The following is a 20462-nucleotide window of genomic DNA, read 5'->3' as shown; positions in this document are numbered from 1 at the left end:
CGACGCCACCATTGCACCGGTGGCGTCGCCCCATCGAATTTTCTTCGGGGTTTATCGCATGTCCTTCTGGAAACGCAGCCTGGTCCTGCTGATCGTCGGCCTGTGGAGCACGCCCGTATGGGCAGGGCCCCAGATCGTCGGCATCGTCTCCGAGCGCTCGGCCCCCGAGGTGGCCGCCGGTGCGCATCGATTCCTGGAGGCCGTGCCGGATGCCGAGGTGGTGCTGCGCACGCCTGAGCAGCTGGCGGACAAGTCGGACTCGTCAATCCGGGCGTTGTGGCGCGATGCCGACGCGGTGCTCGTGGCAGCGGTGTTCGGGGACCAGGCCGGTCGTCTCGAACGTCTGCTGCGCGAAGAGGCACCGGCCGAGTCAGCGCCGATCCTTGCAATCAACAGCGAACGGCGCCTGACCGCGCTGTCCCGCATCGACGGCCAGGCGGTGCTGGAGGAGCTGGACGAGGAGGCCCGGACCGAACTGACCGAGAACCCTGAAGCGGGCGAGGATCCGCGCGAGCACCTGGCCCGGCAGCAGGAGCGCTTCTCAAACCAGGCCGACTGGCTAACCGGACGTGCGTTCTATCAGGGCCGCACACCGGAGAACATGGAGGGTCTGATGCGCTGGCTGGCCGCTCGGGGCGGGCACTCGATTGACGTGCCGGAACCGGATCCGCGCGAGACCATCCGCTATTACCGGGATGGCCAGTCGGTGGCCGACCCGGGGGATCTTGGCCTGGATGCCAGGCCGGCCGTGGCCGTGCTGGACCTGGATACCGGTGACCGTCCCGGTGACCGCGAGCTTCTGGATGCGACCTGCGAGGCGCTGGAGGCCCGGGATACCCAGTGCTTCGCGGTCCTCGCGCGCTGGGGTGGGGCCAGCCGCGAGGCAGTCGAGAACCTCGCCGCATCGGCGGCACCCGCCGAGCTGAGCGGGATCGTCAGCCTGCAGGACTTCGTAGTGGGCGGCGGTGGCAACCGCGAGGCGGTGGCCGAGGCCTTCGCCGAGCTGGATGTCCCTGTGGTCAAGGGGATTCGTCTGGCGGACGTGAGTGAGACCGAGTGGCGGCTCTCGCACGAGGGCATCCCCTGGGACAAGGTCCACTATCACGTGGCCATGCCGGAATTGCAGGGCGCCAGTCAGCCGATGGTGCTGGCGACCGCGGGCGAGCCCACGCAGGACGAACGCACTGGCGTGCGATTGGCGCTGCCCGAACCGGTGGGCGAGCGGGTGGAGGCCCTGGCCGACCGGATGCAGCGCTGGAACCGGCTGCGCCAGCTGGACAACACAGACAAGCGGGTCGCGGTCGTGTACTACAACCATCCGCCCGGTCGCCAGAACATTGGCGCCGACAAGCTGGATGTCCCGGAATCACTGCTGGAGATCCTGCAACGGCTGGAGGCCGCCGGGTATGACCTCGGGGACGAGGTGCCGGAGGATGCCGAGGCCCTGCTGGACATGATCCAGGACCGGGCGGTGAATCTGCCGGAACAGGCGGACGCGCTGGACGCGATCGCCGGCCGGGTCGCCTCGCTGGATCGAGATCAGTACCAGGCGTATTTCGACGGCTTGCCTGCCGCGGTGCAGGCGGAGCTGGTCGACGGACCGATCGGCTACCTGCAGGCGCGTCTGGAGGCGGCCAGGGACGCGGACAAGCACGAACTGGCGGAGGCCGCGCTGGACAGCGGTGTCGGCGATCTACGGCATATGCTCGAGAGCTACCCGCACGACGCCCAGGAACGGGCGCTGGACCTGCTCGCCCAATACGAGGCCGCCTGGGAGGCCACGCTGGCCGGTGAAGACGAACACGAAACCACCGAACAGCTGCGCAAGGCCCTGGTGCGTACCGGCATCCCGGGTCTGACCGGATGGGGCGAGCCACCGGGCGAGGCCATGACGCGCAACGGCGAGATGCTCTTCCCGGGCATCGAGTTCGGCAACGTGTTCATCGGCCCGCAGCCGCCGCGCGGGTGGGAGGTCAGCGAGCGTTTGCTGCATGCGAACACGACCTTCCCGCCGACTCACCAGTACGCCGGTTTCTATCACTGGATTCGCGAGCACTTCGAGGCGGATGCGCTGGTCTACGTCGGCCGTCATTCCACCCGCGAGTTTCTGCCGCGCCGCCGCGCGGGGCTGGCCCCAGACGACTACCCCGAGATCCTCGGCGGCGACCTGCCGATCATCTATCCCTACATCGTCGATGGCGTCGGCGAAGGCATCCAAGCCAAGCGCCGCTCGATGGGCGTGATGATCAGCCACCTGACCCCGCCACTGGCGGCCACCGAGCTCTACGACAGCCTGCTGGAACTGCGCCAGCTGGTAGAGACCTACGAGGCCGCCGCCCAGCCCGATGCGGCCACCCGCTCGCGCGCCGCCCAGACCCTGCGCGAGCGCATCGACGAGCTGGGCCTGACCGAGACCATCGAACGCGAACTGGCGCGGGGCCATCACCATCACGGCCACGACGACGGGGATGGGCACCACGATGACCACTCCGACGGGCATGAGCACGATGACGGCCATGACCACGACCATGGCCAAGACGATGATCGTTGGCACGACCACGACCACGACCACGGGCACGACCACGGGCACGACCACGGGCACGACCACGATCACGGTGACACGCCCCTGGCGGAGATGGACGAAGAACTGCTCGTGCACGAGATCGGTCACTACCTGACCGACATGCAGGAGGAGCAGATGCCGCTGGGGCTGCATGTGTTCGGTCGCGACTGGTCGGACGAGGCCGTCGACACCATGCTCGAGTCGATGGTCGGTGACGGCGAGGCCGGTGACGACTGGGACGCCAGGCTGCGGGGTTCGCCCGCCAGCGAACGCGCCCATCTGCTAGCCGCCCTGGAGGGTCGGTTCGTACCGCCGGGGCAGGGCAACGATCCGATCCGCACGCCGGATGTACTGCCCACCGGGACAAACTTCCATGCCCTGTCGGCGGACCTGGTGCCAACACGAATCGCCTGGGGCATCGGTCAGGAACTCGCCGCGGATGCCCGCGAGCACGGTGATCCGGAGGCGGATGGCAGCGAGGCCATCATCCTCTGGGCCTCCGACACCGTGCGTGACGAGGGGGTGATGATCGCCTTCGGCATGGACATGCTTGGAATCCGGCCGGCCTGGAACAGTCGCGGGATCGTCGAGGGCCTGGAGCGCATGGATCTCGACGAGGCCGGGCGCGACCGTCGTCGGGATGCCCTGTTTACCACCTCCGGGCTGTTCCGCGACCTCTACGAGGACCAGCTCGTGTGGCTGGACCGGGCCGCGCGGCTGGCGCTGGATGGCGCCTCGGAGACCATCCTCGAGGAGCACCCGGAACTGGAAGAGGCACTGGAAGCAGCCCTGGCTCCGCTGGCGGAGGATCTGCGCGATCCCGGCGGCGAGTCGTTGGCGCGTAATGATGTCGCCGCGCAGTGGGTGGAGGACACCGAGGCCTTGCGTGCGGCCGGACTGGACGGTGCCGCCGCCGGGGAGCAGGCCGCGTTGCGCGTGTTCGGCACCGCACCGGGGGCGTACGGCGCCGGGGTCAACCGCCTGGCGGACCGTTCCGGCGCCTGGGAGGATCGCGCCGAACTGGGCGCGGCCTACCTGCGCCGCATGGGGCATGCCTACGGCACGACGGCATCCGGCGATGCGGCACATGATGCGTTCGAGTCGCGCGTGGCCGGGGTCGGGCGCACCTATCTGGGCCGCGCCTCGCACCTGTACGGGCTGCTGGACAACGACGACGGCTTCGATTTCCAGGGTGGGCTGTCCACTGCCGTGGAAAGCCTGCGCGGCGAGGTGCCGGACAACCGCGTGCTGCAGCATGCCGACCCGGACAACCCGCAGGTGGAGACGCTGGGGCGCGCGCTGATGCGCGAGCTGCAGGGGCAGAACCTGAACCCGCAGTGGATCGAGCCGCTGATGGATCACGGTTATGCCGGGGCCCGCACCATGGCCCGCGACTTCGTCGACAACCTTTGGGGCTGGCAGGCCACCAACCCCGAGATCGTGCGCTCCTGGGTCTGGGACGAGGTGCACGACATCTACCTGCAGGACCGGCACGGACTGGGCGTGGACGAATTTCTCGCCGACGGCCACAACGTGCATGTGAAGACCCACCTGCAGGCCGTGCATCTGGTGGCTGCCAGTCGCGGGTTCTGGGAGGCCGAGCCCGAGGTACTGGACGCCCTGTCCGAACGCTTTGCCGAACTGGTGGCGGAACATGGCCTGCCGGGCAGCGGGCACACGCGCCCCGACCACCCGATGCTGGACGAGGTGGCCGAACGCCTGGAGGACCCCGAACTGCGCGAGGCCTTCGAGGCCGTGCGCGCGTCCGCGCAGATCGATCGTGCACAGGCGGAGGCCGACCCCAGTCGTGTCACCGAGATCCAGCCGCTGGAGGACCCGGACGCCCGGGAGATGCAGGAGATGCCGGAAGCGGCCGAGGCCGAGAGTGGCCAGGAGACCGGCGACGAGGCAGCCGGCATGCCCTGGCTTCCCTGGCTAGTCGCCGCCGCGCTGTTCCTGCTGCTGATCGGCGGTATCGCCGCAGGCCGCCGCCGATAGCCACCGCTTGGGTATCTCCTGTAGGAGGCCAGCCCCCTGGCCGATGCGCCGCCGGTTAACCCCATCGGCCAGGGGGCTGGCCTCCTACGCACGAACGTGGGAAGCGCCGAACAAAGGTTAGTGAGGTAAACGCGAATGCCGTTCTCGATCACGATGGAACTGATGGACACCGTAGTGCGCTGGCTGCTGGAGCCGGTGATTGTCGGCCTGCTGGTGCTGGTGGCGGTCGCCGTCTGGGAGCTTGGGCTCGCACTGGGCGAACGCTCCGGCGGGGTGCGCCGGCTGGAGGCCACCGGCGATGCCGAGCGCCTGGCCTACCGCGCACGGCGCCGCATTGACCGCGCGGATCTGCTGGCACGCATCGGTCCGATGCTCGGGCTGATGGGTACGCTGATCCCGCTGGGGCCGGGGCTGGCCGCGATGGGCCGGGGCGAACTGGAAATCCTCGCTCAGGCCGTTACGGTGGCGTTCAACACCACGGTGCTGGGGCTGCTGGTTGGCATCCTCGGTTTCCTGCTCGGACGCCTCCGGCGGCGCTGGTATGACGCCGCGATGGAGCGCCTGGAGGCAGCGGCATGAGGGTCCCGCACTACCGCGCCAGCCGCTTCGATGCCCCTGACGAAGAGCCGATGGGGCCACTGGCCAACCTGGCCGACATCATGCTGGTGTTCGCCGTCGGCCTGATGGTGGTGATGGCCGCCTCGGGGAGCGGCCTGGAACCGGCCAGCGGCGGCGCCGAGATCGAGCCCGGGCGTGAGATCCCGGACCCGCCCGAGGGTGCCGGCGAGGCCGGCTCGGGCTTCGAATCCATGGGGCAGGTCTACCGCGATCCGGAGACCGGCCGGATGATCCTGATCGGCGAATAGCTATATCTCGGGGCCGTCCGTACGTGCCTATACAAACAAATCAAGGAGTCACCAGAACATGAGCGACGACACCGAAGCCGCACGCGCCGAACGCCACGCCCAGCGCATGGCGCGCAAGAAGGAGATTGTGGATCGCAAGATTGCCGAGGCCCAGGAAGAAAAGGGCGTGTTCCTGATCCTGACCGGAAACGGCAAGGGCAAGAGCTCCTCCGGCTTCGGCATGGTCGCGCGCGCCCTGGGGCACGGCATGCAGGTCGGCATCGTGCAGTTCATCAAGGGTCAGTTCGCCACCGGCGAGGAAGCCTTTTTCCGGGGGCAGGACAACGTGCAGTACCACGTGATGGGCGAGGGCTACACCTGGGAGACCCAGGACCGCGAGAAGGACGTGGCGGCGGCCCGCGAGGCCTGGGCGCATGCCCGCGACATGCTGCGCGACCCGAACGTCGACCTGGTGCTGCTCGACGAGCTGCACATCGCGCTGAAATATCAGTACCTGGATGTGGACGAGGTGCTCGCGGATCTCGCCAATCGGCCGCCGATGCAACACGTGATCACCACCGGTCGCGCCGCGCCCAAGGCCCTGATCGAGGCGGCCGATACCGTCAGCGAGATCGGTGTGGTCAAGCACGCCTTCCAGGCCGGAATCAAGGCGCAGAAGGGGATCGAGCTGTGAGTGTGAGCTGCCCCGCCGCATTCGTGGCGGCCCCGGCCTCGGGCCAGGGCAAGACCACGATCACCGCCGCCATCGCCCGCTACCACCGCAACCAGGGACGCCGGGTACGAGTGTTCAAGACCGGTCCGGATTTCCTCGACCCGATGATCCTGGAACAGGCCTCCGGCCATCCGGTCGACGCCCTGCATCTGTGGATGGTCGGGGAAGAAGCCTGTCGAGCGATGCTGTACGAGGCGGCCCAGGGATCCGACCTGATCCTGGTGGAAGGCTCGATGGGGCTGTTTGACGGGGATCCGTCCGGTGCAGATCTGGCCCAGGCCTTCGGCTTGCCGATCCTGGCCATGGTCGATGCCAGCGGCATGGGCCAGACCTTCGGGGCGCTGGTGCATGGCTTGTCGACCTACCGTCCGGGCCTGTCGTTTGCCGGCGTGATTGCCAACCGGGTGGGCAGTCCCGGCCATGCGCGGATGCTGGAGGACTGCACCCCGGAAGCGATCCGTTTCTTTGGTGCCGTGCAGCGTAACGAGACGCTAAGTGTCCCGGATCGTCACCTGGGTCTGGTGCAGGCAGGCGAGATCGCCGATCTGGATGCGCGGCTGGAGGCGGCAGCGGCCGCGATTGAAGAGGCTGGGGTGACCGGGCTCCCGGAGCCGGTGACCTTTCATCCGGAAACAATTGCGCCGATCGAGGCGGCGCTGTCCGGCGTGCGCATTGCGATCGCGCGGGATGCGGCTTTTGCTTTCATGTATCCGGCCAACCTGCGCCTGCTGGAGAAGATGGGCGCCGAACTGCGGTTCTTTTCCCCGCTTGCGGGGGACGGTTTGCCAGAGGCCGATGCCGTCTGGCTGCCGGGTGGCTACCCCGAGTTGTATCTGGATCAGCTGTCCGCCAATGCTGCCCTGAAGTCGGACCTGGAGGCCCATCATGCGGCGGGCCGCCCCATCCTGGCGGAGTGCGGGGGCTTTCTCTACCTGCTGGACGAACTGGCCGACCGCGAGGGCCATGCCGCGGCTATGGCCGGGCTGGTGCCGGGCAAGGCCCAACTGGCGGACCGCCTGCAAGGTCTGGGTCTTCAGGCGGCCCCGCTGCCGGAGGGCGAGCTGCGCGGGCACACCTTCCATCACACTCACTCCGAGGTCGGGCTCGAGCCCTATGGCCATTGCTGGCGCGCGCGCGGGACGGGGTCGCAGGGCGAGGCGATCTATCGCGACGGCCGCCTGACTGCGACCTATCTGCATGCCTGGTTCCCCTCCAACCCGGAGGCCACGGCCCAGCTGTTTCGAGCATGAGTGATCGACCGCGGGACAATGTGACGCGGATCGAGCCCGGGGCGCGCGCCGGGGCCCGCCTCCCGTTGTGCGGCGAGCGAAAGCCCGGTTGCGTGGATCTGGTCGGGGCAGGGCCGGGCGATCCGGGCCTGCTGACACTGGACGCCGCCGCAGCGATGCAGCACGCCGATGTCCTGCTGCATGACCGCCTGATCCCGGAGGCGATCCTCGAGCTGGCCAACCCGGAGGCGCAACGCCTGTATGTGGGCAAGGCCCGCTCACGGCACAGCTGCGATCAGGGGGATCTGAACGATCGCATGGTTGCACTGGCCCGGGAGGGGCACTACGTGGTGCGCCTGAAGGGCGGCGACCCGTTTGTCTACGGGCGGGGTGGCGAGGAGGCTGCCGCGATTGCCGCTGCCGGGGTGCCCGTGCGCATCGTGCCGGGGATTACCGCAGCCGGTGGCTGTGCAGCCTATGCCGGGATCCCGCTGACCCATCGCGATCACGCCTATCGCTGCCAGTTCGTGACCGCCCACCGGCGTGCCGGCGAGACCGATCTGGACTGGGCCTCGCTGGTCCATCCGCAGCAGACCCTGGTTGTCTACATGGGGCTGCATACCCTGGCCGAGGTCTGCGGCGAGATGATGGCGGCGGGTGCGGATGGCGCGATGCCGGCCGCGCTGGTTGAACAGGGGACGCGACCGGGCCAGCGTGTCATCGAAGGCGTTCTGGCCGATCTCCCCGCGCGGGTGGCGGATCTGGATATCCAGTCGCCGGCGCTGCTGATCGTGGGCGAGGTCGTGCGTCTGCGCGAGACGATCGCCATGCAGGGTGCCGAGTCCGTCCCGGGAGCGCATGAAACCGGCTGAGCAGAACAGCTCGGCGGGCGCCATGCGCCCGGAGACTCCCGAGACCAGCGGGCGTCTGCGCACGGGGCTGACCACCGGTGTGTGTGCGACCGCCGCCGCCGTTGCCGGCGCACGCTGGCTGCTGGAGGGGCGGCGGCTCGAGATGGTGGAAGTCATCCTGCCGAAGGGGCAGGTGGTGAGCCTGACACTGAACGACCTCGAACCCACTCCGGGTGGCGCGGTTGCCGGGGTCATCAAGGATGCCGGCGACGACCCGGATGCCACCCACGGGGCCCGAGTTTGGGTGGAGATAAACCTGTGCGGTGCGCCCGGTGTCGAGTTCGTGGCGGGTGCCGGGGTCGGGACGGTTACACGCCCGGGCCTGGTGCTGGAGCCGGGCGAGGCCGCCATTAATCCGGTCCCACGACGCATGATCCAGGGGCATCTGGAGACATTCGCTGCAGCCGCCGGGTACAGCGGGGGCTTCAGGGTTACGGTTGGCGTGGACGGTGGCGAGCGCATTGCCGGGCGGACCATGAACGCTCGCCTGGGGATCCTCGGGGGGCTCTCGATCCTGGGCACGACCGGCATCGTCCGGCCATTCTCCTGCGCCGCCTATATCGCATCCATCCATCAGGCCATAGACGTGGCCCGCGCCAACGGTTGTCCGCGCGTGGCCTGCTGCACCGGGGGTACCAGCGAGGCCGCGATGCGTGAACAGTACGGTCTGGACGACATGGCGCTGATCGAGATGGGGGATCTGTTCGGGGCGGCACTGAAGTATCTGAGGCGTCACCCCCTGCCCGCGGTGGTGCTGGCCGCGGGGTTCGGCAAGCTCAGCAAATTCGCGGCCGGGCACCTGGATGCCCACAGCCGCAAGTCACGCATCGATCTCGACGCGCTGGCGGAGGAGGCGGCGGATCTGGGAGGCAGCCAGGCACTGGTCGCGCGCATCCGCGCGGCCAATACCAGCGCCCAGGCGCTTGCGGATTGCCTGGAGCAGGGTGTGGAGCTGGCCGACCGTATCAGTGCGCGCGCCTGGCGGCGGGCGCGCGGGATGCTGCCGGAGACCACGGCGCTGGAGGTCTGCGCGGTGGATCGGGCCGGACGCATCGTCGGGTTTGCCGATGGTGCCGGGGGGCTCGCGCCATGACGGCCGCCGCGATTGCCCTGCAGTCGGTGGCCAAGCGCTACGCCGGTGGCCGGGTTGGGCTGGCGAACGTGGATCTGGAGGTGCCGGCGGGCAGCTTTTTCGGCCTGCTGGGGCCGAACGGGGCTGGCAAGACCACGCTGGTGGGGTTGTTGACCACGCTGGTGCGGGCGGATCGGGGCTCGATCCGCGTCTGCGGGTACGACGTGGCCACGCAGGCGGTTGCGGCGAAGGCGTGCATGGGCGTGGTACCGCAGGAGGTCAACTTCAACAGCTTCGAACCGGTGGGCGAGATCGTCGAGGCCCAGGCGGCTTACTACGGGCTGTCCCCAAGGCGGGCGCGCGAGCGAACCGGCGAGGTGCTGGAACAGGCGGGGCTGCTGGACCGGCGCGAACAGTCGGCCTGGGGCCTGTCGGGTGGCATGAAGCGGCGGCTGATGATTGCCCGGGCCCTGGTGCACCGCCCCCGCGTCCTGCTCCTGGACGAGCCGACGGCGGGGGTGGACCTGGAGGGGCGCCATGCCACCTGGGAGCTGTTGCGTGGCTTGAACGCGGACGGCGTGACGATCCTGCTGACCACCCATTACCTGGAGGAGGCAGAGACCCTGTGCGACACCCTGGCGATCCTCGATCAAGGCGAGATCGTCGCGCGCGGTGATACGGGCGAACTGCTGCACGGGCTGAACGTGCAGACCCTGGTGCTGGAACTGAGCATGCCGCTGGACGCGGCCCCGGCGCTGGACGGGTTGGCGATTCGTTTGAGTGATCGCTGGACCCTGGAGGTCGACCTGCCGCAGGGCATGGAGGTGAATGACCTGTTCGACCGCCTGGGCGCAAGCGGGGTGCGTGTCGCGGGAGTCCGCAACAAGCGCAACCGGCTCGAGTCGCTGTTCCTGCAGCGCATCGCGGAACGCGCTGCCGCCCCGCCGGGGAGGGAGACATGAGGCTCGCGGCGTACGGATTTGCCTATCGCGGGATGGTGGTCAAACAGGTGCGGCGTTTCCTGCGCGCCTGGGTGCAGAACCTCCTGCCATCGGTGGTGACGACGGTCCTGTTCCTGGTGATCTTCGGTCACCTGATCGGGCGCGAGCTCGGCACCATGCGAGGGGTCGATTACGCTGATTTTATCCTGCCCGGCCTGATCATCCTGGCGGTGGCCACCAATGCCTACAGCAATGTGACACTGGCGTTCTACGGGGCGCGGCTGCAGCGACATATCGAGGAGCTGCTGGTCGCGCCGCTGCCCGCCTGGCTGATTGTGGCCGGCTTCGCCACCGGTGGTGTCATCCGAGGCCTGCTGGCCGGGGCGCTGGTCGCGCTGGTCGCGATTCCGTTTACCAATCTCCAGTTGCACCACCTGGCGGCCACGCTGGGGATCGCGCTGATCAGCGCCTTGCTGTTCGCCCTGGCCGGGCTCCTGAACGGCCTGTATGCGCGCAGCTTCGACCATACCTCCGTGGTGGCCACGTTCGTGCTGACCCCGCTGATCTACCTGGGCGGCCTGTTCTACCCGGTAGAACGGATGCCCGAGCCCTGGCAGTCCCTGGCCGTACTCAACCCGCTTTATTACATGATCGAGGGCTTTCGCTACGGCCTGCTGGGGACCGGCTCCTTTGCCTGGGCCGCGACCTTCTGGGTCCTCGCAGGGGCAACCCTCGTCGTTGGCGTGCTGGCCTGGGCCCTGGTCGCCCGCGGCGTGCGGATCCGGACATGAGTGGAGGCGGGGTGCAGCGATGAGTGCCGATCATTCGCGGGTGCGCCGGGCCTGTCCGGGGGTGGCCGCGCCGATGGCCACAGGGGACGGTCTGTTGATGCGGGTGCGTCACCCGATCGGGGGGCTGGATGCGAGGCAGGCGGAGACCATTGCGGAGGTGGCGCGGCGTTTTGGGTCCGGTGTCCTGGAGCTGACCAGCCGCGGCAATCTGCAGCTGCGTGGTTTGGACGCGGCGGGCCTGGAGCTGGCGCGCGCCGAGCTGGAGGGTGCGGGGTTGGCAGATCGCGACCCTGCGGCGGAGGCGGTGCGTAATGTCCTGGCGGCCCCGCTGACGGATATCGACCCGGAGGCGGCCATGGATGTGCAGCCGGTCGCGCGGGATCTCGTGCGAGCACTGGGGGAGCACCCGCGCCTGAGGGCATTGCCCCCGAAGGTGGGGGTGGTGGTGGAGGCGGGTGGCGGTTTGCCGCTGGATGGGGTGCCGGCGGATTTGCGACTGGAGGCCTGTACGGCGCTCGGAGGGGTGTGGTTCCGAGTGGCCTTGGGGGCGTCCAGTCGCACGGCCACGGTGCTGGGCTGGACACGCGCGGAGAATGTGGTGGACGTTGCCCTCGCGGTGTTCGAACGCTTCGTTGCGTTGCGCGAGGGCGATGTGGATCCGCCGGGACGGCTCGCGGGTGCCGTAGCCCGATGGGGCCCGGAGGCGTTGACGCCGCCCGGGCTGGAGCGGGTGCTCCCGGGCGGGGACTGGGTCGCGGCGCGGATCCCCGAATACGCGGATGCCGGGATGGGGACGTGCCTGAACGGGCGCGCCTTCGGGATCGCGTTTCCGTTCGGTGCCCTGCGCGCCGAGGCGCTGCAGGGGCTGGCCGAGCATATTCGGGCGCACGACGGACGCCTGCGCCTGACACCGTGGCGCAGCCTGCTTCTGACCGGGGTACCTCCTGTGGAGCCGGACCGTGTCGCCGAGTGGGGTGGCGTGACCGATCCGGACGACCCGCGCCTGGCGGTGAGTGCCTGTATCGGGCAGATGGGTTGCTCCGCGGGCAGTACCGCCACGCGGGCGGATGCCGAGAGGGCCGGGGTCGCTGCCTGCGGGTTGCTTGCGGGGGGCGGGCAAGTACATGTGAGTGGCTGCGACAAGCACTGTGGGCGTCCCGCGAATGCGCAGGTCCTGCTCACGGCGTGGGAAGGCCGCTATGAGCTCTCGCTGCAACGCGCCCCCGCGCGATGGGAGACCGTGCTGACGAGGCTGGCGCCGGGGCAGGTCGAGCCGGCCCTGGCAGCCCTCGATGCCATCGCCCGCGAAGAGGGTGGCGGGCATGAGTCGGGGCTCGAGGCCCTGCAACGGTTGGAGGGAACAGCGCTGACGAGACGTATGAACGCGATGATGAACAACGGAGATCCAGCATGACGCAGAGCGATACGGCCGGGGCCATACCCGACTATATCCGCGACGGGGCGGCCATCTATCGGGAGTCGTTTGCGATTATCCGATCCGAGGCGGAACTGGACCGCTTTCCGCAGGAGCTGGTGCCCGCGGTGGTGCGCATGATCCACGCCTGCGGCATGACCGACCTGCCACGGGACGTCGGGTTTTCGGCCGGCGTGGCCCGGGCGGCCACTGATGCGCTGGCCGCCGGCGCGCCGATCCTGTGCGACAGCAACATGGTGGCGCACGGGATCACTCGGACCCGGCTACCGGCGGACAACCCGGTGATCTGCAGCCTGCGGGAGGAGGGTGTGGCGGCGGCCGCCGAACGCCTGGGTACCACGCGATCGGCGGCTGCCCTGGAATGGTGGCGACCGCATCTGGAGGGTGCGGTCGTGGCCATCGGGAATGCACCCACGGCCCTGTTTCACCTGCTGGAGATGCTGCACCAGGGCGCGCCACGTCCGGCCGCGGTACTCGGTATCCCGGTGGGCTTTGTCGGTGCGGTGGAGAGCAAGGAGGCGCTGGCCGCCAGCCCGCTGGACCTCGAGTACCTGACCATCTTCGGACGCCGCGGTGGCAGCGCCATGGCCGCGGCGGCCATCAATGCCTTTGCGAGTGACCGGATATGACGACTTCTTCCCCTGTGAATGCATCCCCGGAGGCGGGCTGCCTGTATGGAGTCGGCACCGGGCCTGGCGATCCCGAGCTGCTGACGTTGAAGGCCGCGCGTCTGATCGCACAGAGTCCGGTAGTGGCCTATTTCTGCCGCCGTGGCGGGCGCGGTCAGGCCCGTGCGATCGTGGACGCCCACCTGGGTACCGGCCAGTGCGAGATGCCGCTGGAGTACCCGGTGACCAACGAGATTCCGCACGGCTCCGAGGAATACCGCCGCCGCATCGAACAGTTCTTCGACGCCTGTGCCGAGCAGCTGGCGGCCGAACTGGAAGCCGGGCGCTCGGTCGTGGTGCTGAACGAGGGCGACCCGTTCTTCTACGGCTCCTTCATGCACGTATACCTGCGGCTCAAGGAGCGCTTTCGCACGAGTATTGTGCCCGGAGTGACTTCGATGATGGCCTCTGCCGCCCAACTGCCAACTCCGTTGACCATGCGCGATGACCTGCTGACGGTGATCCCGGGCACGATGCCGATCGACGATCTGCGCCAGGCCCTGCAGGGGACGGATGCAGCGGTCATCATGAAAGTGGGGACCCATCGCGATGCGGTGGTCGGTGTCCTGCAGGAGCTGGGGCTGAGTGAGCGCGCCTGGTACGTGGAACGCGCGAGCACTGCCGAGGAGCGGGTCCTGCCGCTGTCCGAGATCCCGGAACGGGTGCCCTATTTCTCGATGATCGTGATTCCCGGGCGCGGGGTTCGGCGATGAGCGGGGATGGCGGTCCGGTGGTCGGTCGGTTGAGTGTGGTCGGGGTGGGTCCGGCGGGGCCGGAATGGATCACACCGGAGGTCGCTGCCCGTCTCGAAGCGGCCACCGATCTGGTGGGGTACGGGCCGTACCTGGAACGGATTGCGGGCCCTCATCACCGTGTTCACGCCTCGGATAACCGCGAGGAACTGGCGCGTGCGATGCACGCCCTGGACATGGCCGCCGAGGGGCGGGACGTGGTCGTGGTCTCGGGGGGCGACCCGGGTGTATTCGCCATGGCGGCGGCGATCTTCGAGGCGCTGGAAGGGGCGCAGGCACAACGCTGGGCGGGAGTCGAGGTGGACGTGACTCCCGGGGTCTCGGCGATGCAGGCCGCCGCCGCGCGGCTGGGTGCGCCGCTGGGCAACGATTTCTGCGTGATTTCGCTGTCGGACAACCTCAAGCCCTGGTCGCTGATCCAGCGCCGGGTGCGGCTGGCGGCCGAGGCCGACTTCGCCATGGCGTTCTATAACCCGATCTCGCGCGCGCGACCATGGCAGCTTGGGGAGGCCCTGGGCATCGTGCGCGAGGCCCAGGGTCCGGACACTCTGGTCATGCTGGCCACCGCGGTGGGACGCGGCGAACGCGAAGACGTGCAGATCTCCACTCTCGGCGAGGTGGACCCGACGATGGCGAACATGAGCACGCTGGTGATCGTGGGCGCCGCCTCCACCCGGGTGCTGGAGCGCCCCTCCGGCCGGCGCCACGTGTACACCCCGCGTTATGTCGAGTCCGCGGAATGAGGCGGGAGCCGCGTTAGCCGTGCGCGTCCGGGAGATCCTCCAGCCAGCCGAGTACCGCCTGCGGGGCGTGGAATCGCGGTACCCCGGGGGCGTCCGGCGGGCGCTCCACCATCACAACCGGCATACCCCGTTCGCGGGCCGCCTGCAGCTTGGCGGCTGTGGCATCGCCGCCGCTGTCCTTGGTCACCAGCACGTCAATCGTGTTTTCCCGCAAAAGGCGCGCCTCGTCTTCGGCCGTGAACGGACCCCGGGCGTGGATCCAGGTGACCCGCGGCAGCGCCGGCGGCGGTTCGGGCGGGTCGATGGTGCGGATCACGTAGTCCAGTTCGGGCGCGGCCTCGAAGGCCTCCAGGTGCTGGCGGCCGGTGGTCAGCAGCACGCGTCGGCCGAGTTCCGGAAGGGCGCGGGCGGCGGCCGCGAGGTCGGGCACGCGGATCCAGCGGTCCTCCGGTCCGGCCTCCCACGACGGTCGGGTCAGGCGGGCCAGCGGGATGCCGGTGTTGCGTGCGGCCGTGACGGCGTTGGCCGAGATCTGCCGTGCGAAGGGGTGGGTCGCGTCCACCAGGGCGTCGACCGCGTGTTCGTGCAGCCAGGCGGCAAGGCCCTCGGCACCGCCGAACCCGCCCGTGCGCCGCGGCAGTCGCGAGGGTGCGGGCCTGCGCGTGCGTCCGGCCAGCGACACGGTGGCGTACAGCCGAGGGTGCCCGTCCAGCAGCGGCTCCAGCGCCGCGGCCTCGGTGGTGCCGCCCAGCAGCAGGATCTGCCGCGGGCGCGCCGCCCGGGGGCCGGTATCGGTGGATGAACGGGAGCTCATGAGGATGACCAGTCTAGCCACCAACGAGGAGCGAGCGCCATGGCTGAATATCGTCGGCGTGGGCGCGGGGGGACTCGCCGGGCTGGCCCCGGATGCCCGCATGGTGCTGGACACGGCGGCGACGGTGATCGGCGGCGCCAGGCATCTGGAGATGCTGCCGGAGCGGCCGGGGCAGGAGCGCCTGGTGTGGCCGTCGCCGCTGGAGACCGCGCTGGACTGGATCGAGGCGCGCGCCGGGCAGCCGCTGTGCGTGCTCGCCAGCGGTGACCCCTTCTGGTTCGGGGTGGGCGCGACCCTGATGCGGCGTTTTCCGGTCGCGCAGACCTGCGTCTGGCCGGCGCCCTCGGCGTTCAGCCTGGCCGCCGCGCGCATGGGCTGGCCGCTGCAGCAGACCCGCTGCCTGTCGGTGCACGGCCGGCCGATGGAGGCGCTGCGGCCCTGGCTGCATGACGGCGCGCGACTGCTGATCCTGAGCCGCGACGGGGATACCCCGGCGGAACTGGCGCACTGGCTGACCGGGCTCGGCTTCGGCGATTCCACCCTGACCGTATTGCAGTCCCTGGGTGCGGACCGCGAGGCGGCGGTCCGCGCGCGCGCCGGGGCCTGGCCGGAGGTCGCGATCGAGGCGCTGAACACGGTGGCGCTGGAGTGCCGGGCCGATCCGGCGGCGCAGGTGCTGGCGGCCAGTGCCGGCCGGCCGGAGGCGCAGTTCGAGCAGGACGGCCAGATCACCAAGCGCGAGGTGCGGGCGGTGGCGCTGGCCCTGCTGGCGCCCGGACGCGGCGAGCGGCTGTGGGACGTGGGCGCCGGCTCCGGAGCCATCGGCATCGAGTGGATGCTGACGGATCCGGCCAACACCGCCGTGGCCATCGAGCCGCGCGCGGAGCGCCTGGAACGCATCGCGCGCAACGCGAGCACGCTGGGGGTGCCGGCGCTCCGTCCCATCCACGGGCGGGCGCCGGAGGCACTGGGAGACCTGCCGCCACCCGACGCGATCTTCATCGGTGGTGGGCTGACGACGCCCGGGCTGGTGGAACACTGCGTGGAGCGTTTGCGCCCGGGGGGGCGGCTGGTCGCCAGCAGCGTGACGGTGGAGGGTGATGCGGTGCTGGCGGCGGCGCACGAGCGCCACGGCGGCGAGCTCACGCGGATCAACGTCAGTCGCTCGGAGCCGCTGGGCGGCATGGCCGGCTGGCAGCCGCTGCGGCCGGTGACCCTGTGGTCGCTGCGCCGGAGCTGAGGGAAACGCCGAGCGGGGCGCATGTCCGGGTGACCCCTGGCGTCGGCTTCGCCTCGGCCTGCACGGCCGGCGAGCTGGAGGCACTGGTCCGCGAGGTGCTGGCCGAGGCGCACGCCGGGTTGCGGGCGGGGGGCGGCGAGGCGATCGAGATCCGGCAGCTGGCGGCCCCGGCGCACAAGGGCGACAGCCCGGTGCTGTGGACGGCCGCGCGCGACCTGGAGCTGGAGCCGGTGTTCGCGTCGGCGGCCGCGCTGGCCGAGCACGACGCTGCCCTGTCCACGGACTCCTCGCGCTCGCGTGCCGCCGCCGGGGTCGGTTCGGTGGCGGAGGCGGCGGCGCTGGCGGTGGCCGGCGACGGGGCGCGCCTGCTGCTGCCGCGGCGGCTCTCGGCACGGGCGAGCTGCGCGGTGGCCGTGCGGACGGTGAACGGGACAGACGGGAATTTCGAGGAGTTTTGATGACGGTTCATTTTGTCGGAGCGGGGCCCGGTGCGGCCGATCTGCTGACTTTGCGCGGGCGCGATCGTATCGCGGCCTGCCCGGTATGCCTGTATGCCGGTTCGCTGGTGCCGGAGGTGGTGCTGGAACATGCCCCGGAGGGGGCGCGCGTGGTCAACACCGCGCCACTGACGCTGGACGCGATCATGGAGGAGATCGAACGCGCCCACGCGGCGGGCCAGGACGTGGCGCGCCTGCACTCCGGCGATCTTTCGGTCTACAGCGCGCTGGGCGAGCAGATCCGCCGGCTGGAGGCGGCCGGGATCGACTACAGCATCACGCCTGGAGTGCCGGCGTTCTCTGCCGCCGCGGCGACCCTGGGGCGGGAACTGACGGTGCCGGAGGTGGCGCAGTCGTTGGTGCTGACGCGCACGCCGGGGCGGGCGTCCTCCATGCCGGAGCGCGAACGGCTGGCGAGCTTTGCCGCCACCGGGGCGACCCTGGCGATCCACCTGTCGCTGCACAATATCGAGACCGTGGTCGAAGACCTGCGGCCGCACTATGGCTGCGACTGCCCGGTGGCGATCGTGTTTCGCGCCAGCTGGCCGGACGAGACCGTGGTGCGCGGTTCGCTGGGGAATATCGCGGAGCGGGCGCAGGCCCTGACCACGCGGCGCTCGGCGCTGATCCTGGTGGGGCCGGCGCTGGACCCGGGGGATTTTCGCGACAGTGCGCTGTACGACCCGTCGCACGTGCGCCGTTACCGCGGCATGGACGGGGACTAAGCGGTGGCGCCCCTGATCTTCCGCAGGCAGGGATAACGCCGGTGGGTGTTGTGGGATACGGGGCTTTTCGCCTGCAAGCAGGCTCCCACATCGCCAGGAACCTGTAGGAGTCTGCTTGCAGGCGAAGGCGGTTTCTTCCCGATCAGGGTCATGGCAAGGGGCCGCCATGCGGCGGCCCCTTGGTTCCCGGCCGGTTTAGCGGCGGCGGTAGTTGTCGTGGCAGGCCAGACAATGGTGGCGCACGCCGTTCAGGGCCTCGGTGGCGCGAAGCTGGAAGTCTTCGTTCTCCAGGTCGTCGGCCGACTCCACCTTGCGCTGCAGTCGTTCGGCGGCCTCGCGGTAGGCTGCCTTGTACTCGGAGAACTCCGGGTCCTCCCAGGCCGCGGGCAGGGCCCCGGGTTCGCCGTCCCGCGCTGGTGTCTCGCGTGCGAACCAGGTTTCGATGTCGTCGGCGCGGCGCGCCAGTTCCTCGGCCAGACCGGGCAGACGTTCGGCGAATGGTGCGTCATAACGCAGGATCTGCTCGATGCTGCGGTAGGTGGCCGAGGTGCCCTGCATGCTCTGCTGACGGAAGCGCTGGAAGGCCTCGGTCGCATCCACTTTGGCCGGATCGTCCAGGGTCTTGTCATAGTCGCCCCAGGGGCCCGGCATTGTGACAGTGACCTCCGCGGTGGCCGGGCTGCCGGTGGCAGCCAGCAACAGGATCGCAAAGAGGGTGGTTCTCAACGGGTGGTGGATCGGTTGCATCCAGTTCATGTCGATTCTCCCGGTCATTTCTCAGAAGCGGAACTGGTGCTGCAGGTGCAGCTCCCAGTCCGAGGTGTCGGTGTCGCGGTCCAGCCACATCAGTTGGGTCTTGTGCCGCTGGCCACGGTGATACCAGTTGAGGCCGGCACCCCATTCACGCTGCCAGCGCTCGTCAGTGCCAAGATCGTCGCCTGCGTCGTGGCGCAATACGGCGTGGCGCGCGGCGAACTCCAGTCCCTCCACCGGCAGCGACTGCGCCAGTTCCAGTTCGGCCCCCAGGTCGTGGTAGCTCGCGGTGCGGTCGGGGGAGACATCGCGGCGGAAGGCCGCCAGCGACAGCGAGGTATGGGCGAACTTGACCACCGCGTCGGCGGTGGCGGTGATCCAGTCGGCGCGTTGGTTGGCCACCGTGTCTTCGATGCCGCGGCTCCAGTCGCGCAGGTGGTTGCGGCTGGCGGCCTGTACGCCGGCGCCCAGGGCGACGGTGCGCTCCACGGCCTGGCCTAACGTGGTGTTGTCACGTGGGACTGCGCCGACCGGGGCCCACGCGCCGCGCGCGCTGAACAGGTGGCCGGATGTGGAGGGGCGATCGTCGCGCTGATCCAGACGCCCGCGACCGTCAAACACGCCGATGGCCCATGCCCGGTTGTCGCCGGCGCCGCCCAGCAGGGCGATACCGGTGTCGCGGCCGGCCGGAACCTCGAACTGGTTGCCGGCGATGCTCAGTTCGGTGAACAGGCGGTTGGGTCCGCCGATATCCCGCGACAGGCCGAAGGGGACCGTAAACTGGCCAGCCCGCAGGCCCAGGTGTTCACCCAGTGCGTACTGCAACCAGATGTCGCGCATGGACAGCTCGCCGCTGCTGAAATCCGGCTGCAGGCGGAAGCTCAGATCGGGGTGGAACAGGGTGCCCGAGGTGTCCAGCCAGGCACGACGGAAGTCGAATTCGCTGCTGGAGCCATCCGGGTCTCGTTCGTAGCTGTAGCGGCCCTGGATCAGCGGATCCAGGGTGACCTGCAGGCCGTCTTCCGCGTCGCCGAATTCGAAGCCGGCTTGTGCCGGCGCGATGCCCGCGGCCGTCATCAGGCACAGGGTGGCCAGGGCCGGGACGGCATGCTGTCCCGGTCGGAGATGGGTATGGTTCATTGTTGGGTTGCTCCCTTGGACGCGCGACCCCGCACGCCGTGGATGAAACGACGCCGGAAGCTGGACAGGGAGCAGGGGAGGCCGGGCGATGCGAGCACGCCGGACTGGCCCGCTCGGCCGCCCACCGCGGCGTCGGGTGTCGTCCAGGCCGGTCTCCGGACTCGCGAAGTGGATGCGCGATGCATCCAGGGCGGATCGCCTTCCCGCGGGCATCCCGGGGATGCGCCGCAGTGGCATTGGATCCGCCCGTCTCCGCCTACCGTTGCGGGGGCAGTGCCGGCCTTGCGAATGTCGATTCGCGCACCGGCTTCCCGATTATCCCCGGCGGCTGAGCGCCGGGGCACCTAGAGAGGGGCGAACCGTAATGGAGGGAAAAGGGGGGGTCAAGTTTGTCCGGGTATCCCGGGAAACGGTGTAGTGGGGGCGAACCCGGCTCCCCTGGAGGCTGATAATTGATGCAGATCATCTCCGGGGCGGATTTTGATCGCGACCAGTTTTCCGCGTCTGTAGGGTGGGTTTTAAGTGGTTTGGACCGAGTCTATTTCGGTTCGCGCCGATATCCGCTTCTCAGATGTCTGTTACTCATCTGTTACTCAAGGGAGACCTGTATGA

At 69.5% G+C, this 20462-nt stretch carries 19 protein-coding genes and 1 riboswitch; of the genes, 16 read left to right on the top strand and 3 right to left on the bottom strand.

Going from position 1 to position 20462, the window contains the following annotated elements; translation table 11 throughout:
* Window positions 1–58 precede the first annotated feature (58 nt).
* The 13 genes from F466_RS0105960 to cobJ all read left to right on the top strand — a co-directional run bounded on the left by F466_RS0105960 (window position 59) and on the right by cobJ (window position 14681).
* Entirely contained in the window at window positions 59–4561 is a 4503-nt protein-coding gene (locus tag F466_RS0105960; protein WP_018993654.1) for a cobaltochelatase subunit CobN, read from the top strand.
* A gap of 135 nt (window positions 4562–4696) precedes the next feature.
* Complete coding sequence (locus F466_RS0105955; protein WP_018174775.1) at window positions 4697–5140, top strand: MotA/TolQ/ExbB proton channel family protein; 444 nt, start codon at window positions 4697–4699, stop codon at window positions 5138–5140.
* Complete coding sequence (locus tag F466_RS0105950; RefSeq protein WP_018138715.1) at window positions 5137–5427, top strand: DUF2149 domain-containing protein; 291 nt, start codon at window positions 5137–5139, stop codon at window positions 5425–5427. Before F466_RS0105955 ends, F466_RS0105950 begins: the two co-directional genes overlap by 4 nt.
* A 58-nt stretch (window positions 5428–5485) precedes the next feature.
* Complete coding sequence (gene cobO / locus F466_RS0105945) at window positions 5486–6100, top strand: cob(I)yrinic acid a,c-diamide adenosyltransferase (RefSeq protein WP_018993653.1); 615 nt, start codon at window positions 5486–5488, stop codon at window positions 6098–6100.
* Window positions 6097–7389: a cobyrinate a,c-diamide synthase gene (locus tag F466_RS0105940; RefSeq protein WP_018993652.1), complete on the top strand. Its 1293-nt coding sequence runs from the start codon at window positions 6097–6099 to the stop codon at window positions 7387–7389. Before cobO ends, F466_RS0105940 begins: the two co-directional genes overlap by 4 nt.
* Entirely contained in the window at window positions 7386–8240 is an 855-nt protein-coding gene (gene cobA, locus F466_RS0105935) for a uroporphyrinogen-III C-methyltransferase (protein WP_020146252.1), read from the top strand. Before F466_RS0105940 ends, cobA begins: the two co-directional genes overlap by 4 nt.
* A 22-nt stretch (window positions 8241–8262) precedes the next feature.
* Window positions 8263–9372: a cobalt-precorrin-5B (C(1))-methyltransferase gene (locus F466_RS0105930; RefSeq protein WP_026296420.1), complete on the top strand. Its 1110-nt coding sequence runs from the start codon at window positions 8263–8265 to the stop codon at window positions 9370–9372.
* The gene (locus F466_RS0105925) at window positions 9369–10313 is read left to right on the top strand and encodes an ABC transporter ATP-binding protein (RefSeq protein ID WP_018993649.1); all 945 of its coding nucleotides are present in this window, start codon (window positions 9369–9371) and stop codon (window positions 10311–10313) included. Before F466_RS0105930 ends, F466_RS0105925 begins: the two co-directional genes overlap by 4 nt.
* Complete coding sequence (locus F466_RS0105920) at window positions 10310–11083, top strand: ABC transporter permease (protein WP_018993136.1); 774 nt, start codon at window positions 10310–10312, stop codon at window positions 11081–11083. The genes F466_RS0105925 and F466_RS0105920 overlap by 4 nt, the downstream gene beginning before the upstream one ends.
* Window positions 11084–11102: 19 nt before the next feature.
* Window positions 11103–12497 carry a precorrin-3B synthase gene (cobG, locus tag F466_RS0105915; protein WP_018993648.1) on the top strand — a complete coding sequence of 465 codons (1395 nt, stop codon included), beginning with the start codon at window positions 11103–11105 and terminating at the stop codon, window positions 12495–12497.
* Window positions 12494–13147: a precorrin-8X methylmutase gene (locus tag F466_RS0105910; RefSeq protein WP_018648985.1), complete on the top strand. Its 654-nt coding sequence runs from the start codon at window positions 12494–12496 to the stop codon at window positions 13145–13147. Before cobG ends, F466_RS0105910 begins: the two co-directional genes overlap by 4 nt.
* A complete protein-coding gene (locus F466_RS0105905; protein WP_038038619.1) occupies window positions 13144–13899 on the top strand; it encodes a precorrin-2 C(20)-methyltransferase in 756 nt (251 codons plus the stop codon). Before F466_RS0105910 ends, F466_RS0105905 begins: the two co-directional genes overlap by 4 nt.
* Window positions 13896–14681 carry a precorrin-3B C(17)-methyltransferase gene (cobJ, locus tag F466_RS0105900; protein ID WP_018174783.1) on the top strand — a complete coding sequence of 262 codons (786 nt, stop codon included), beginning with the start codon at window positions 13896–13898 and terminating at the stop codon, window positions 14679–14681. Before F466_RS0105905 ends, cobJ begins: the two co-directional genes overlap by 4 nt.
* A gap of 13 nt (window positions 14682–14694) precedes the next feature.
* Here cobJ and F466_RS0105895 read toward each other — a convergent pair whose 3' ends face one another.
* Window positions 14695–15495 carry a cobalt-precorrin-6A reductase gene (locus F466_RS0105895; RefSeq protein ID WP_018993647.1) on the bottom strand — a complete coding sequence of 267 codons (801 nt, stop codon included), beginning with the start codon at window positions 15493–15495 and terminating at the stop codon, window positions 14695–14697.
* Between the two features lie 4 nt (window positions 15496–15499).
* Between F466_RS0105895 and F466_RS0105890 the strand changes: the two genes are divergently transcribed.
* Genes F466_RS0105890 through cobM form a run of 3 tightly spaced genes read left to right on the top strand, consistent with a single transcriptional unit; the run spans window position 15500 to window position 17957 of the window.
* On the top strand, window positions 15500–16735 hold the full coding sequence (locus F466_RS0105890) for a bifunctional cobalt-precorrin-7 (C(5))-methyltransferase/cobalt-precorrin-6B (C(15))-methyltransferase (RefSeq protein WP_018993646.1): 1236 nt from the start codon (window positions 15500–15502) through the stop codon (window positions 16733–16735).
* 29 nt (window positions 16736–16764) lie between these two features.
* Window positions 16765–17193 (top strand): cobalamin biosynthesis protein, encoded by a 429-nt coding sequence (locus tag F466_RS0105885; protein ID WP_018174786.1) that lies wholly within the window; start codon window positions 16765–16767, stop codon window positions 17191–17193.
* Entirely contained in the window at window positions 17193–17957 is a 765-nt protein-coding gene (gene cobM / locus F466_RS0105880) for a precorrin-4 C(11)-methyltransferase (RefSeq protein ID WP_018174787.1), read from the top strand. Before F466_RS0105885 ends, cobM begins: the two co-directional genes overlap by 1 nt.
* Window positions 17958–18152: 195 nt before the next feature.
* On the opposite strand, the gene F466_RS0105875 is transcribed toward cobM, so the two are convergent.
* Both F466_RS0105875 and F466_RS0105870 read right to left on the bottom strand, forming a co-directional pair.
* Window positions 18153–18713, bottom strand: a complete 561-nt coding sequence (locus tag F466_RS0105875) for a cytochrome c (RefSeq protein ID WP_018993645.1) — start codon at window positions 18711–18713, stop codon at window positions 18153–18155.
* 21 nt (window positions 18714–18734) lie between these two features.
* A complete protein-coding gene (locus tag F466_RS0105870; protein ID WP_012982223.1) occupies window positions 18735–19850 on the bottom strand; it encodes a porin in 1116 nt (371 codons plus the stop codon).
* 128 nt (window positions 19851–19978) lie between these two features.
* A riboswitch (cobalamin riboswitch) is annotated at window positions 19979–20213 on the bottom strand.
* Window positions 20214–20462: the final 249 nt, after the last annotated feature.

Origin of the sequence: Thioalkalivibrio sp. ALgr1 (assembly GCF_000378285.1) — a bacterium.
Taxonomy (GTDB): domain Bacteria; phylum Pseudomonadota; class Gammaproteobacteria; order Ectothiorhodospirales; family Ectothiorhodospiraceae; genus Thioalkalivibrio.
This window is presented reverse-complemented; position numbering and strand designations above follow the sequence as displayed.